Annotated in this window: 9 protein-coding genes and 1 riboswitch; of the genes, 3 read left to right on the top strand and 6 right to left on the bottom strand. The window is 65.4% G+C overall.

Features of this window, described 5'->3' with window-relative positions; genetic code table 11:
* Positions 1 to 153 precede the first annotated feature (153 nt).
* Complete coding sequence (locus PQQ51_RS02695) at positions 154 to 2,109, bottom strand: AI-2E family transporter (RefSeq protein WP_408494577.1); 1,956 nt, start codon at positions 2,107 to 2,109, stop codon at positions 154 to 156.
* 445 nt (positions 2,110 to 2,554) lie between these two features.
* Here PQQ51_RS02695 and PQQ51_RS02690 point away from each other — a divergent pair, with 445 nt between their 5' ends.
* Entirely contained in the window at positions 2,555 to 4,666 is a 2,112-nt protein-coding gene (locus PQQ51_RS02690; RefSeq protein ID WP_408494575.1) for a TonB-dependent receptor, read from the top strand.
* A 25-nt stretch (positions 4,667 to 4,691) separates the two neighbouring features.
* Here the strand turns inward: PQQ51_RS02690 and PQQ51_RS02685 are convergent, their stop codons facing one another.
* Positions 4,692 to 5,972 carry a DUF445 domain-containing protein gene (locus tag PQQ51_RS02685; protein WP_408494796.1) on the bottom strand — a complete coding sequence of 427 codons (1,281 nt, stop codon included), beginning with the start codon at positions 5,970 to 5,972 and terminating at the stop codon, positions 4,692 to 4,694.
* Positions 5,973 to 6,243: 271 nt separating this feature from the next.
* Here PQQ51_RS02685 and PQQ51_RS02680 point away from each other — a divergent pair, with 271 nt between their 5' ends.
* The gene (locus PQQ51_RS02680; protein ID WP_408494573.1) at positions 6,244 to 7,386 is read left to right on the top strand and encodes a metallophosphoesterase family protein; all 1,143 of its coding nucleotides are present in this window, start codon (positions 6,244 to 6,246) and stop codon (positions 7,384 to 7,386) included.
* Positions 7,383 to 10,007 (top strand): AAA family ATPase, encoded by a 2,625-nt coding sequence (locus PQQ51_RS02675; RefSeq protein WP_408494571.1) that lies wholly within the window; start codon positions 7,383 to 7,385, stop codon positions 10,005 to 10,007. The genes PQQ51_RS02680 and PQQ51_RS02675 overlap by 4 nt, the downstream gene beginning before the upstream one ends.
* 36 nt (positions 10,008 to 10,043) lie before the next feature.
* Here the strand turns inward: PQQ51_RS02675 and cobJ are convergent, their stop codons facing one another.
* Genes cobJ through cobG form a run of 4 tightly spaced genes read right to left on the bottom strand, consistent with a single transcriptional unit; the run spans position 10,044 to position 14,648 of the window.
* Positions 10,044 to 11,795, bottom strand: coding sequence for a precorrin-3B C(17)-methyltransferase (gene cobJ / locus PQQ51_RS02670; protein WP_408494569.1), 1,752 nt, complete (start codon positions 11,793 to 11,795; stop codon positions 10,044 to 10,046).
* Positions 11,783 to 12,514, bottom strand: coding sequence for a precorrin-2 C(20)-methyltransferase (locus PQQ51_RS02665; RefSeq protein ID WP_408494567.1), 732 nt, complete (start codon positions 12,512 to 12,514; stop codon positions 11,783 to 11,785). The genes cobJ and PQQ51_RS02665 overlap by 13 nt, the downstream gene beginning before the upstream one ends.
* Positions 12,515 to 13,141: a precorrin-8X methylmutase gene (locus PQQ51_RS02660; RefSeq protein ID WP_408494564.1), complete on the bottom strand. Its 627-nt coding sequence runs from the start codon at positions 13,139 to 13,141 to the stop codon at positions 12,515 to 12,517.
* Positions 13,134 to 14,648 (bottom strand): precorrin-3B synthase, encoded by a 1,515-nt coding sequence (gene cobG, locus PQQ51_RS02655; RefSeq protein WP_408494562.1) that lies wholly within the window; start codon positions 14,646 to 14,648, stop codon positions 13,134 to 13,136. The genes PQQ51_RS02660 and cobG overlap by 8 nt, the downstream gene beginning before the upstream one ends.
* Positions 14,649 to 14,732: 84 nt before the next feature.
* Positions 14,733 to 14,911, bottom strand: a riboswitch (cobalamin riboswitch).
* Between the last annotated feature and the right edge of the window lie 21 nt (positions 14,912 to 14,932).

Genomic DNA, 14,932 nt, shown 5'->3' with positions numbered 1-14,932 from the left:
CTTCGATGCCGATAAATTGCCCGCCGCAGCCTGATAGCCTCCTGGCCTCATAGCGCTAGAAAAGCGGTGCGAATCGATAGCGAAGTATGCAGGAGTGACAACGCGCGGCTGTCCTCATTTTGGGTACAACGCGCATGTGAAAAGACACAGTGCCTATTCCGCGCCCGCGGTATGCGAAGTCTGACGAGCATGCTGCAAGCTCGCCGCGACCTTGCATTCCTCGATCATCGCGCGGAACGTCGGCGTCGCGTGCGACGCGCCGGTCGCGCCGCTTTCGTGCCCGCCTTCCGGCACGATGCTGCCGACGCCGACCACCAGCGTCGCGCGCGGCCGCCATTCGCGCGTGCGCCGCAGCATATTGCGCAGATACGGCGGCGATTCCGGCGCGTCGAGCGAAATGATGCAGATGATCGGTGCGTCCTTGAAACTCGGCTCGTCGGCGCGTGCGCTGCGGTAGCCCGAATGCGTCGCCATCATCGGCGTGAGGCCGTAACGTCCCAGCAATTGCACGGCGATCGCGGTGGTCACTTCGTCGAACGCGCCGCGTCCGGGCACGCACAGCACCGAGGTCTTGCCCTGCGCGGCGCGTTCGCGTTCGTGTTGCGCGACATGGTGATCGTGCCGCTCCGAAAGATCCGCCGACGCCGAAGCGAGCAGCGCCCCCGTCGAATCGGGCAATTCCTCGCGCGACATGCGGTCAGGCAATCCGTCCGCGACTTCCAGGTTTTCGACGATGTCGACCAGCGCTTCGTTCACGCGCGCCAACTGGTCCGGCATCAGCACGCCGCGCATCGCGTCGTTGCGCGCGAGCTTGAGGCCTTCGAGCGCGACCTTGTCGTAGTAGTCGATCAGCGACATCTCGCGCAGCAGGCGCTCGGCCTGCACGATCGCTTCATGCGGATCGTCCGCGAGCAGCCGCTGATAGAAGTTCTGCGCGGGTGTGAGGGCGGGCTGATCGCCGAGCAGCACCGTGAGGAAGTTCAAGCGGTCGGCGTAACGGCCCAGCGTGACGACGCACAGCGTGAGCGGCGTCGACAGCACGAGGCCGATCGGCCCCCACAGCCAGCTCCAGAAAATCGCCGCGACCACCACGGCCAGCGGCGACAGTCCCGAGCGGTGTCCGTATAGCAGCGGCTCGGCGATCTGCCCGGCCACCACATCGACGACGATGAACAGGATCAGCGTATAGACCGCCATCGTCCATTGCGGCTGGATCGCGGCCGCGAGAAACACCGCGAGAATCGCCGCGATCCAGATGCCGATGTACGGCACGAAACGCAGCAGCGCGGCGATCACGCCGAACAGCAGCGCGCCCGGCACGCCGATGATCGCGAGACCGATCGCGATCACGCCGCCCGCGCTGAGATTCACGCCGAGTTGCGCGACGAAGTAGCGGCTCAGCCGCACGGCGGCGTCGTTGATCGCGGTGGTGGTGCGGTGCAGATCGCGTGAGCCGAACAGGCTGATCAGGCGGTCGCGCAAATCTTCGCGCTGCAACAGGATGAAGATCGTCACCACCAGCACGATGAAGGTAGTCTCGATCGGCGCAATCGCGGGCGACAGCGCACGCTGTGCAAGCTGCAAAGGAGTCGGCGAGGGCTCGTGTACTTCGACTGGTGTCGGCACCGCCGGCAAATTGCGAGCGGCGCGGCCGGTGGGGCGCGGCGGATTCGGCTTGGTCGGCGCGACGCGCTGGAGCGTGGCGGCGGCGCGGCTCATCAGCGAATCCGCGCGGCCCACGGTCTTCTCCTGCACGGTCTCGATCTTCTGCTCGATCGCGACCTGGTACTGCGGCAGGTCGCCCGCCAGTTGCACGAGCTGCGCGGTGATCAGCGCGCCGACCGCAAGCAGCGTTGCGAGTGCGAACAGTACGGCGATAAATATCGACGGAAGCTGGCCCATGTGCAGGCGGCGCAGCGCTTGCACCAGCGGCGCGAGCAGGAAGCTCAACAGCACCGAAAGCGTAATCGGGATCAACACCGCCCGCCCGAAGTACAGCGCGCAAACCACCACCACGCCGGTGATGACAGACGCCAAACCATGCAGGCTGGGCGTGCCCGGCGGGTATACGCGGTTCGGCCGCCCATGCGGCGGTAGCGAGAGTTTCATGAGCAGACTTTCCGAGGTGGTAAGGCCGACGCGTGGACGGGAGCGCGCCGCAGGAACCCACGCGCGCAACGGACGCTTCAGCAATTCATATACCCGAATTGTAGGCGTCTGAGCGCGGCGCGGCGGCTTTCGGCGCCTTACTGTCGCAAGCTTCTATGGGTGGCCGGAGCTTTGGACGAGCAGGGCCACGATAACGGCGGCAAGGTGCCAGCGTAAGGCAGCGCATTTTACTGTACGACGCAGTTAGGTCGGCAAAGCACCGTCTGTCAAAGCTGATCGAGGTTCGGATAGGCATGCTGACGATAGACGCATGGCAGCTCAATGCCGACGACCTTGTTTCATATCGATTACATAAAGGATCGCATCGTAGGTGTTGCGTAAGTGTTATGTTATAACATAAGATGCGATTCCCCGTCGCCAAGCCGACACATCGATAAAAACAGCCATGCTCAGATTCAGGGGTAATCGCCGCCGCGTGCGGACCATCCATCTCTCGCCGCTTTCGTTGGCTTTATGCGCCGCGCTCGCCCATGCGCAGGGCGATTCGTCGTCCGCTGCGACTACCGTCGCCACCGATTCGTCGTCCGGTAGTACGGCGACGTTGGCGCCCGTCTTCGTGACCGGCAATCCGCTCGGCGACGCCGAGCCGATCATGCCGGGCACGTCGCTGCATGGCGACGCACTCAGCGTCCGGCAGGCCGATTCGCTCGGCGAAACGCTCAACGGTTTGCCCGGCGTATCGACGACCACCTACGGTCCGATGGTCGGCCGGCCGATCATTCGCGGCATGGACGGCGATCGCATTCGCATCCTGCAGAACGGCGTGGGCGCGCTCGACGCGTCGTCGCTGTCGTACGACCATGCGGTGCCGCAAGATCCGCTGTCGATCGAACGCGTCGAAATCCTGCGCGGACCCGCCGCGCTGCTGTACGGCGGCAATGCGATCGGCGGTGTGGTCAACACGATCGACAACCGCATTCCGCGCGAAGCCGTCACCGGCGTGAACGGCGCGGTCGACGCGCGCTACGGCGGCGCGAACACGGCCCGCGCGGGCGCAGCCGAAGTGGAGGGCGGCAATGGCCGGTTCGCGTTTCACGTCGACGCGTTCGATCGCGTCACCAGCGATCTGCGCATTCCGGGCTTCGCGCATTCCGCGCAGCAACGCGCGCTCGACGGCCCCGACGCCGCACAATCGTCCGGCAGCATCCCGAACAGCGACGGCCGTTCGCACGGCGGCTCGGCCGGCGCGGCGTACACATGGGCGGACGGTTATGCGGGCATGTCGTATAGCGGCTTCCAGTCGAATTACGGCTCCGTGGCCGAGGACTCGGTGCGTTTGCAAATGCGTCAGCAGCGCGTGACGTTCGCGTCCGAGGTGCGCAATCTGCAAGGGCCGATCAAGAAGCTGAAATTCGACTTCGGCTACACGGACTACGAACACAAGGAAATCGACGACGGCGTGACCGGCACCACGTTCAAGAACCACGGTTATGAAGCACGTCTCGAAGCGACGCACGCGAGGTTAGGCCCGCTGGAAGGCGTGTTCGGCATCCAGCTTTCGCAAAGCACCTTCTCCGCATTAGGTGACGAGGCGCTCGTGCCGACCATGGAGACCAACAACGCAGCGCTGTTCGCGCTGGAAGAATGGGCGGTGTCCGACGCGCTGAAACTGAGCCTGGGCGGACGACTGGAATACACGCGCCTGAATCCGAACGCCGGCGGCAACGAGCGTTTCACCGACGCGAACTCACGCAATTTCACCGCGGGCAATCTGTCGGTCGGCGCGTTGTACAAGCTTGCGCCGGCGTGGTCGGTGGCGGGCAACGTCGCGTATATCGAGCGCGCGCCGACGTTTTACGAGCTGTACGCAAACGGCCCGCACGACGCCACCGGCCAGTACCTGATCGGCAATGCGAACGCGCAGAAAGAAAAGGCCATTTCAACCGACCTGTCGCTGCGCTACGCGAGCGGCCCGAACAAGGCGAGTGCGGGCGTCTTTTACAGCCGCTTCAAGAACTATCTGACCGAGTTCAACACGGGCCGACTGGTCGATGACGACGATCAACCGGTTGCGGCAGGCACGGGGGATGCGCTGAACGAAGCCGTCTATCGCGGCGTCAAGGCGGAGTTTTACGGCGTCGAATTCGAATCGAAATGGCGCGTGTTCCAGAAGGGCGCGCATCGTGTCGACGTCGAACTGCTCGGCGACTACACGCATGCACGCAATGTCGAAACGGGCGATCCGTTGCCGCGTATTGCGCCGTTGCGCGCGACGATCGCCGCCGATTACGGCTACGGTCCGTTCGGCGCGCGTGCCGAAGTCGTGCATGCGTGGGCGCAGAATCGCGTGCCTGAAAACGACGAGACTACCAACGGCTACACGTCGCTCGGCGTGACCTTGACCTACCGGTTTCGCGTCGGCTCGACTAACTGGCTGGCGTTCCTGCGCGGCGACAACCTGACCAATCAGGAAATCCGCTACGCGAGTTCGGTGGTGCGCGATATCGCGCCTGAAGGTGGCCGCAGTGTGATGGCGGGTTTGCGTACGACGTTCTAAATAAAGCCTCGCCCCAGTGGCGGCTTCAACCCAAATGCAAGCGCAGCAACTCGAACAGTTGCGAGCTTGCATAAAGCAGCAAGCCGATAAAGCCGCCGACGATCGTCCCGTTGATGCGGATGTACTGCAAATCCTTGCCGATGTTCAGTTCGATCTGCCGGGACATGTCGCGGGCGTCCCAGTTCTTCACCGTGTCGCTGATATGGCGCGTGAGGAACCGGGCGAAGTCCGGCGCCATCGTGCGCGCAGCGTCTTCCAGGTGGTCGTTCAGCGATTGGCGCAATGCCGGATCGTTCGCGAGTTCGCGTCCGACCCATTCCCCCATCGACACCACGCGCGCATGCATCGCCGAATCCGGACTCATCAGATCGCGCTTGAGCCAGCCGCGCAATTCGCCCCACATGTCCTTCACATAGGCGCTGAGCGCTTCGCCTTCCACCAGATAGCGTTTCAGTTCCTCGCCTTTTTGCAGGAACGCCGGATCGCTCTTGAGTTTGACGATCAGCTTCTGCGCGGCGTCGTCGAATTTCTGGCGCAGCTCGTGCGTGGGATTGCTGCCGATCTGTTCGAGCATCCGGTTCACCGCATTGGCGATCGCCTCCGCGCCTTTCTCGCCGAGCCACGCGGACGGCAAAATCTTCTCCATCTTCGGATACTCGCTCTTCACCCAGTCGACGATACGTTCGGCGATAAACTCGCGCGCCTGCGGTTTTTGCAGCAGACCCACCACCTGCTCGATGCCCGCGTCGAGCAATTCCTGGTGACGGCCGTCTTTGGTGAGCGTGTCGAGAATCGCGCCCATCGATTGCGACAGATCCACCTTGGCGAGCACGTCGCGCAGCGCGTCCTTGATAAACACTTGAATGCGCACGTCGTCGGTCAATTCGAGAATGCCGCCCGTCAGCTTGACGACGTAGTCGCCTAGCCGCGCGGTGTTGGCCGGTTTCGTGAGCCAGCCGGTAATGCTTCGCGCGGGATCGTGCTTCTGGATCAGACCGACCAGTGAGGACACGTCGAGGAACTTGTCCTGCACGAAGACTGCGAGGTTGTCGGCGATCTTGTGCTTGTTCTTAGGAATGATCGCGGTGTGGCGGGACACGACCGGGATCGGCACGCGCCGGAACAGCGCGACTACCGCGAACCAGTCGGCGAGCGCGCCGACCATCGCGGCCTCGGCGACCGCCTTGATGCCGTCCACCCAGACGCCGCGCGGCATGAACGCGGTCACGACAAACACGCAGGCCGCCGCGAGCAGGAGCAGCAGCGGCGTGCGCTTGGCCTTCTTCAGTTCGATTGCTTTGTTCATCGGCGGCGGTGCGGTGGATTCGATTGACATGAGGCGGTGCGATCGACATGAGACATGAGCGTCTGGAAACGCGAGTGTAGCGCCGCGGCCGGCACGCGGTGTCGCGGATCGGGTCGCGCGTTAACGCGTCGGCACGGTAACATCTGCGGTTAGACTGCGAAGCGATGCTCGCACGAAGCGGCGAGCGGGCGCCTGATGCGCATTGAATTCGCTGTGAATGCTCATTGAGCGAGCAGGCAATGACGAAGCAATTGAACGGAATGGAGGCACAGTGATCAGGTTTCTGCACACCGCGGACTGGCAGATCGGCACGCAGTTCGGTCAGTTCGACGCGGACGAAGCCGCACATCTTGCCGAGGCGCGCTTCGAGACCGTGCGCAGGATCGCGGCAGAAGCAGCGGCGCGCAACGTCGATGCCGTGCTGGTGGCGGGCGACGTGTTCGATCTGCAAACCGTATCGGACACGGTGATCCGCCGTCTGTTCGGCGCATTGCAGGGCTTCGACGGCACGTGGGTCATGCTGCCCGGCAATCACGACGCGGCGCTGGTCGAAAGCGTGTGGACCCGCGCGCAGCGCCTGAACTGCATCGCGCCGAACGTGCGCGTGGTGCTGACGCCCGGCGTGGTGCTGCTCGACGCCTGCAACGCGGCGTTGCTCTGCGCGCCGCTCACGCAACGCATCACATACGACGACACCACGTCCTTCTTCGATACCACTGAAACGCCGGCCGGTTATCACCGCATCGGCCTTGCGCACGGCAGCGTCAGCGGCATCTTGCAGGAGGGCATCGATTCGTCGAACCCGATCGCGCCGACCCGTGCGCTCAGCGCGCAGCTCGACTATCTCGCGCTTGGCGACTGGCACGGCCATTTGCGCGTCGACGAACGCACCTGGTATGCGGGCACGCACGAGCAGGACCGCTTTCGCGGCAACGATCCGGGCTTCATGCTCGACGTCACGCTGCGCGAGCCGGGTGCTGCGCCCGAAGTCGAGGCGGTGCGAGTCGGCAAATATCAGTGGCACCGTTGGGAAGAAACGATCGCGGTGCCGACCGACGTGGATGCGCTCAAAGCACGGCTCGCCGCGCTCGGCAGCAGCGACGTGCTGCGGCTCGCGGTGAGCGGCACGACCGCGCTGGCCGACGCCGAGGCGATCCACGTCGCGGTGGAAGAGACCCGCGCGCGCGTGCGCGCGCTGCGTGTCGATCTGAGCGGTCTGCAAGTGCTGCCCACCGCCGACGATCTCGCCGAACTCGGCGCGCAAAGCGGTTATCTCGCGAAAGTCGTCGCGCGTTTGCGCGGGATGCAGGAAGACCCGCAGTCCGATCCGCAGCAGGTCAAGCGCGCGGCCGAAGCGCTATTGCTGCTGGCCCGTTTTCAACGTGACATGCCGCGCGACGCGAGGTCCGCATGAAGCTGCACAGTATCGCGATTCAGGAGTTCAAGCAGTTTAGCGACCGGATCTTCATCGGCGATCTTCAACCGGGGCTCAATCTGTTCACCGGCCCGAACGAGGCCGGCAAGAGCACGATCGCGGAAGCGGTGCGCGCGGTGTTCCTCGAACGCTACAAGGCATCGCATCTGAAAGACCTGTTGCCGTGGGGCAAGGCGAGCGGGCAACCGTCGGTGGAAGTGACGTTCGAACTGGCCGGCGCGGCGTGCCGGCTATCGAAGCAGTTCGTTACGCGCCAGCGCTGCGAGCTGACGATCGGCCAAACTGTGTTGAGCGAAGACGAAGCCGAAGACAAGCTCGCCGCGCTGCTCGGCTTTTCGCGCGCGGCGCGTGGCGCGCTGAAGCCCGCCGATGCAGGCGTGCCCGGTTTGTTGTGGGTGCAGCAGGGCGGCACGCAGGAGGTGCGCGATTCGACGGGACACGCGGCGCAGTATCTGCGCGATGCGTTGTCGCAACTGGCGGGCGGCACCGAGTCGGCAGGCGAAGACGCGCTGATCGCGGCGGTGCAGCGCGAGCTCCGGCAATTGCTCACGGCGCGCACGCAGAAGTCGACGGGGCCGTTGGCCGAAGCGGAACAGGCGTTGGCGGCGCTGATCGCCGAACGTGACGAACTGGAATTGCAGCGCCAGCAATTCGACGAGAACATCGCGCGGCTCGCGACCCAGCAGGAAGCGTTCGAGGACGCGCAACGCAAACGTCCCTGGGAGCTTCACGAGCAGAAGGCCGCGGACGCGCAGCGACGCGCGGATGCCGCGGCCGAGCTTGAACGCAGCCTTCAAGGGTTGGCGCAGTCGTTGAAATTGAGCGACGCGCAACTCGCGCTGTCGTTGCAGCAGGAGCAACGCGCGAGCGAACTGGAAGCGGCGGTAGCACGCGAGCTTCAGCAACTCGATCTCGCGCGCGGCAGCGTCACGCAGTTGCAGAACGAACATGCGCAGGCCGAGGCAAGCGTCGGCCAATTCGAGCAGGCGTATGCGAACGCGAACCGCGCGCTGGAACTGGCCAACGCTGCGGTGAGCGCCGCAGATCTGCGCGGCCAGATAGTGCTTCATCGCGCGGAGAGCGAGCGATTGGACGCGGCGATCCGTGCGGCCGCGTCGGCGAACGAAGCTGTGCTGGAAGCGGCGCGCGCGGCGGCCTTGGTTGAGATCGATGCGGCGAAACTGAAGCGGCTCCAGTCGCTCGATAGCGAAGCGGCTGTGTTACGCGCGCGGACCGAAGCGGCGATGACGCGGATCGAGTATCGGTTGAACGGAGCGATTACGGTTGGCGACGCGCCGTTGAGCGGCGAAGGCGTGTTGCGTCTCGATGAAACCAAGCGGATCGGTCTCGGCAACCTCGGCGAATTGCGCGTGATTCCGGGCGTTTCCGATCTGTCGGCGCGGCTTGCCGAACTCGCTTCGCTGGAGACCCAGCATGCGCAATTGCTGCAGACGCTGGGCGTCGCATCGTTGGGCGACGCCGAAGCGAAACACGAGCAATGGAAAACGCTCGTCGAGCAACAGAAGAGCCAGGCGAAGATTCTCGACGTGCATGCGCCGCAGGGTATCGACGCGCTGCGCGCCGCGTTGGCTTCGGCTGCCGCTCGCTTGCAGACCTCGAACGGGCGGCTTGCGCTGTTGCCTGACGTGAGCGACGCAATGCCGGTCGACGAAGCGCGCCGCAACGCCGACATCGCACGCGATGCGCTGGACGCCGCGAGAAAAACACTGACGCACGCGGCGGATCGCAAATCCACAGTGACAGCCACCACCGAATCGCTTGCGGCGCAGGTGCAACGCAAGCAGGCGCAACTGAACGACGAAGCGTTTCGCCGTGAGCGCGCCGAGTGGCAGACGAAAATTGTCGAACAACGCGTGCAGGTCGACGCGCTGAAACAGCAACTCCAGGCACGCGAGCGCGATCTGGAAGCCGCGCGTCTCGACGATCCTGCTGCGGAGGCGAAACGTTATCGCGCGTCGGCGGAACTTGCGCGCAGCGAACAGCACGATCGGCAGGTACGGATCGCGCAACTGCGCAGTCAACTGGAAACGGTGGGCGCGTCCGGACTCGGCGAACGCCTCGCGACGGTGAAGGCGTCAGTCGAGCAGGCCACCCGTCGCAAGGACGAACTCAGCCTGCGCGCGGGCGCGTTGAGTCTGCTGGACGATATTCTCGTCGACGAACGCGATGCGGCGGTCGCGCAACTGCGCGCACCGCTGACCGAACGTCTCGGCCATTATCTGAGGCGGATTTTCCCGCAGTCGACGATCGCACTCGGCGACGATCTGAGTCCCGCGACACTGGATCGTTATGGTCGCGCGGACACGCTGGAGGCATTGAGCTTCGGCACACGCGAGCAGTTGGGCATCCTGACGCGTCTCGCGTATGCGGACCTGTTGAAAGCGTCCGGCCGTCCGACCCTGCTGATGCTCGACGATGCCGCCGTGCACACCGATGCCGCGCGCCGCGATGCGATCAAACGCGCATTGCTCGATGCGGCCACGCGTCACCAGATTCTGGTGTTCACGTGCCATCCGGAGCTTTGGGACGATCTCGGTGTGAGGCAGCGCGCAATCGAGGATTTGCGGGTAACGGCCTGATGACTCGATAGGGTGATGGGTCGGTAAGCTGGACGCTTACCGATACCAGCGCGGCGTATAAACCCATTCGTCGTCGCCACCGTCGCGAGGAAAGCCACGTGTGGTGGAAGATCCGACGATCACCATCGTCCGCATATCGACATCCGACGAGCGCAGCTCGCCCAACGTCACCGTGCGCAGCGAGCCGCCGGGCCTGCCGACATCGCGGCCGAGCACGACCCTGGTCGACGCCGCGCGAAACTCGCGGACGATGTCCAGCGCCTTGTCCAGTTGCCACGGTCGTGCGCGCGAGATCGGGTTGTAGAACGCCATCACCAGATCGGCTTCGGCCGCGTGTCTGAGCCGCTTTTCGATGATCGTCCACGGCTTCAGGTTGTCGGACAGCGAGAGCATGCAGAAGTCGTGGCCCAACGGCGCGCCGGCTTGCGCCGCGGCCGCCATCGCAGCGGACACGCCAGGCACAATCCTGAGTTCGACCGCGCGCCAGTCCGCATGAGCCGGGCCGTCTTCATCGAGCGCTTCGAGCACGGCGGCCGCCATCGCGAACACGCCGGGATCGCCCGACGACACCATCACCACCGCGCGTCCCGCGCTCGCAAGTTCGAACGCATGACGCGCGCGCTGCATTTCTTCGCGATTGTCGGTGCCGTGGATGCGTTGATCGGCGCGCAACGGGCCGGCCATTTTCACGTAGGTGTCGTAGCCGAGAATATCGGTGGCCTCGTTCAGCGCGGTGCGCGCGGCCGGCACCATCAGCTCGGCGCTGCCGGGGCCGAGGCCGATCACGGTGAGGCGGCCACGCGCACGGCCGATCGTGCCGGGATCGATCGCGAGCGGCGACAACGCCAGCGCAATGCCTGCGTCGGCGTCGTCGTGCAGTGTTTCGTATGGAATGCGCAACGCGGCATGCAGCAGGTTGCGCGGCGGCTTGCCGTCTTCGGCATGGGTTTGCGCGAAACGCAGAGGCACGTCGAGAATAAAGGCGGCCTCGGCGAATGCGCTGTCCGTCATATTGCCGGTCGAGGTCAGCAGCGCGGATAACGACAGCACGGCAAGCCCATGCGCACCGAGCGCTTCATGCACGAGCGTCACGATGCGCGCGGCCCGATCGGAGGTGGTATGCATCTGTGCTGCGGGAACCGACACCGCCGCGACCACGCTGCGTGGATGAATCACCAACTCGTCCTTATGCCCATCCCACGCACGCGGCGTCACGCGAATCGCGAGACGTGCCGAGTCCGAACGCGGCAATGGCGCGTCGTCGAGCCACGGCGCTTCGCCTTCGATTCGCGTGCTTTCGCCCGCCAGCAGATCGGACACGAAGCGTTTGCCTTGCGTGATATCCGCCAGAGCATAGCCCTCGGGCGGATTCAGAACACAGGTGCCGAAGCGCAGCTCGCCGCTCGTCGTGATCGCCGGCGCGACGGCCAGCGCGACGGCGATCTCGCGCGCCATTACGTTCACGCCGGCAAGACCGCCGAGCAGCGGCACGACCGCGCTGCCGTCTTCGGCAACGGCGAGCACCGGCGGCTCGACGCCCTTGTTCGACAGCAACGGCGCCACGCAACGAATCACGATACCCGCCGCGCACAACGCGACGATCGGCGTGCCGCGCGCATACAGTTCACGCAGATGCGCGCCGAGTTCGCTATACGGGATGTCGGCGTCGACGCGTCCTTGCAGTGCATGCACCTGTGCGCCCGGATAAGTTGCCTGGATACGCCGCGCGGTCGGGAGCGCGCCCGCACCGAGAATCACGATGGCCGGCGCGGCTGTCATCCTTGCCATTTTTCCCCCGGCACGACGAGCAGGGAAAAATACGGCGACGCCATCGGATCGACCTCGGCGAGCGGCACGATACGCTGATTGCCCATCGTTGCGCGCTCTACATACAGCGCGCGATGCGCGAGCCCGAGTTCGCCGAGCACGCGCCGCACTTTGTCGAAGTTGCGGCCGAGTTTCATGATGACGGCCGCGTCGGCATCGGCGAGACGCCGGCGCAATTCGTGTTCCGGCAACACGCCGGACAACACCGACAGACTCTGATTGCGATACACGAGCGGCGCGCCGAGCACGGCTGCGCCGCCGAGCATCGAGCACACGCCCGGCACGACTTCGGCCTCGAAGCGCGCGGCGAGCCGGTCGTGCAGGTACATATACGACCCGTAGAAAAACGGATCGCCTTCGCAGATCACCGCGACGTCGCGGCCCGCGTCCAGGTGCGCGGCGACGATGTCGGCGGCGCCGTCGTAGAAGTCGGCGATGATCGCCTCATACGAGAGCGGCGGCTCGAGCGCTTCGGTGGTGACCGGATAGACGAGCGGCAGATGCTGCTGCGCGTCGTGCAGATGCGCTTCGATGATGCTGAACGCGTTGCCTTTCTTTCCCTTCGCGACAAAATACGCGACCACGGACGCGGCCTTCAGCAGACGCAGCGCCTTCAGTGTGATGAGTTCCGGGTCGCCGGGGCCGACGCCGATGCCGAACAAACGTCCTTGCTGCGCCATTTACTCGACCTCCGTGGCGAGCGCGTTGACCGCGGCGGCGGCCATCGCGCTGCCGCCGCGCCGGCCGCGGACCGCCACGTACGGCACGCCGCGACTGTCTTCGGCGAGCATCGCTTTCGATTCCGCCGCGCCGACGAAGCCGACCGGAAAGCCGAGAATCAGCGCGGGCTTCGGTGCGCCGCCGTCGAGCATGTCGAGCAGATGGAACAGCGCAGTCGGCGCATTGCCGATCACGACGACGCTGCCCGCCAGATGCGGGCGCCACAGTTCGAGCGCCGCCGCCGAACGGGTGTTGCCGAGTTCGCGCGCCAATGCCGGTACGTTCTCGTGCGCCAGCGTGCAGATGACTTCGTTGTTCGCCGGGAGCCGTGCGCGCGTGATGCCCTGCGCGACCATGCCGGCATCGCACAGAATCGGCGCGCCTTGCAGCAGTGCGGCACGGCCGGCCGCACCGGCGCCATCGGAGAATTGCAGGTCGTCGATCACGTCGACCATGCCGCACGCGTGGATCACGCGCACCGCGAGTTTTTCGAGGTCGGCGGGAATGCGCGACAAGTCGGCTTCCGCGCGGATCGTCGCGAAGGATTGGCGATAGATCTCCTGACCGTCGCGAATGTAATCAAGCATCTAAGGGGCTCCGGGCCAGTTGTTCGAGCATGGCGGCAGCCTGTTCGAGCGTCAGTTGTTGCGCGACGCGACGGCCGAAGTCCGGCGAGGCGTCGCGTCGATAAAGGTCGTATAGGCCGCGCGCGACGGCCAGCAGCGTGTAAGGCGCGCGATGCGCGGCGGCGCATGAACGCGGACAGCCGCTCAGGTGCACGTCGACGCCGTCGGGCAGGCGGGCGGCCAGCAGCCGCGCGTCGGCTTGGGTGTCGGCCAGGCCTTTCGCGCAGCCGCTCGAGCCGGTGCAGGCGATCAGGCGCGCGAGCGGATGCGCCGGGTCGCAGGTGAGGCCGAGCGTTTGCAGTGCGGTGACTACGGCGCGGGTGGCATGCGTGGCGATGTCGGGGAGTAGTACGCTTTGCCACGGCGTCATATGCAGCGTGCCGTTGCCGTGTTCGTGAGCCAATGCGGCCAGCGCGTGCAAGGTGGCGGCGTCGAGGCGTCCTGGCGGCGGTTGAGCGCCCACGTGCCACGTGCCCGGCATGCGCTGCGCGTGCGCGCCGAGACGCAACGCGGGATCGGCGGGCGTGCTGCGGTGCCAGTCGGCGAGCGAGGTGTCGCGTGTCAGGTCGAAGTCGACGTAACGTTGAGCGTGTTGCAACACGGCATCGATGGAATGGGCGGCCAGCAGATCGCGCATGCGGGTCGCGTCGGCCGCGGCGAGATCCAGAAACGTGTGCAACAGCGCATGAATCAGAGCGGGGACTTGCGACGGCAGTACGGCGGCAAGGGCGATGGAGTCGCGCGCGTTGGGCGTTGCTGTTGAAGCACCCGGGCGTCCGCTTGCGGCTTGCTTTGCGATACCTGTACGCGCGTTCAACGTCATAGACGGACACCCCGCCAAACCCAACACGAATCGCACACCGTCTTGAGTTTGCGTCGCCGCAAGCCACACATCGTGCGGATGGTCCACTCGCGCGAGCCGCTCGCCGCCGTCCAGCAACAACGCGAATTTCGGCGACAGCGCCGCGAAACGTGCATCGCTTTGCAGCAGCACAAGAAGTTCAGCGCACAGTGGACGCGTGTCGAACAGCGCGAACGGATCGCGGCCGGCGGCGGGGCTGATCATCACGTTGCGCACGTCGTCCGCGGCGGATGTCAGTTGCATGTCGGCAGCGCTGGTTTCATCGGAACCCCGCGAGCCGCTACCCGCGACGCGACCCGGCAGCGGCCCAAGCCCCGCATCGACCAGCGCGGCAATCAACTTCGCCTCTTCGCCGCCGCGCACGCCCCGCACCTGAAGATTCGCGCGATTCGTGATCTCGACCCCGCCAGCCGCATGCCGCACGCTCGCCGCGGCAATCGCCACTGCCTGTTGGGCGCTCAGCACGCCGCCGGGCAGCTTGATCCGGCAGAGGCCGCCGTCGCGCGCGGCGACGATCCGCAGCAGCCCCGGACATGCCGAGGGCCGCAGCGCGAACGCAGCGTCGGGTAAAGCGGTGGAGGGCGCAGCAAGATTCAAGACGGACACCGGGTTGAGCGTCGCGCAAAGGCCCGAGCCGCCCGCGAGGCGGGCAGGGCTGCGGCATCGGTACACCCCGCCCGATGGTGGCTGGCACGAACAGTCTGGCCGGCAGGTCTCCTGGCTCGCAGGTCGTGGTCCGCTGCAGCCTTCCCGGTCGAACCAGTGGCGCTGAGCGCAGGCGGACTCGCTGCATACAGTTGCGGGGGCAGCCACAGCGACACTGTGTTCCCTCTTCGGCCCCGAAGGGCGCCGGCGGCTGTATTATGCCTTTTTTCGAACAGCACAACGAG

Source organism: Paraburkholderia xenovorans, from assembly GCF_046030735.1.
GTDB lineage: Bacteria > Pseudomonadota > Gammaproteobacteria > Burkholderiales > Burkholderiaceae > Paraburkholderia > Paraburkholderia xenovorans_A.
The sequence above is the reverse complement of the archived record's forward strand: the minus strand, read 5'-3'. Positions and strand labels throughout refer to the sequence as shown.

What these genes read in the sequence shown, in the direction of transcription:
- PQQ51_RS02695 (WP_408494577.1), bottom strand. Translation starts at nt 2,109, where the DNA reads ATGAAACTCTCGCTACCGCCGCATGGGCGGCCGAACCGCGTATACCCG.
- PQQ51_RS02690 (WP_408494575.1), top strand. Translation starts at nt 2,555, where the DNA reads ATGCTCAGATTCAGGGGTAATCGCCGCCGCGTGCGGACCATCCATCTC.
- PQQ51_RS02685 (WP_408494796.1), bottom strand. Translation starts at nt 5,972, where the DNA reads ATGAACAAAGCAATCGAACTGAAGAAGGCCAAGCGCACGCCGCTGCTG.
- PQQ51_RS02675 (WP_408494571.1), top strand. Translation starts at nt 7,383, where the DNA reads ATGAAGCTGCACAGTATCGCGATTCAGGAGTTCAAGCAGTTTAGCGAC.
- cobJ (WP_408494569.1), bottom strand. Translation starts at nt 11,795, where the DNA reads ATGGCAAGGATGACAGCCGCGCCGGCCATCGTGATTCTCGGTGCGGGC.
- PQQ51_RS02665 (WP_408494567.1), bottom strand. Translation starts at nt 12,514, where the DNA reads ATGGCGCAGCAAGGACGTTTGTTCGGCATCGGCGTCGGCCCCGGCGAC.
- PQQ51_RS02660 (WP_408494564.1), bottom strand. Translation starts at nt 13,141, where the DNA reads ATGCTTGATTACATTCGCGACGGTCAGGAGATCTATCGCCAATCCTTC.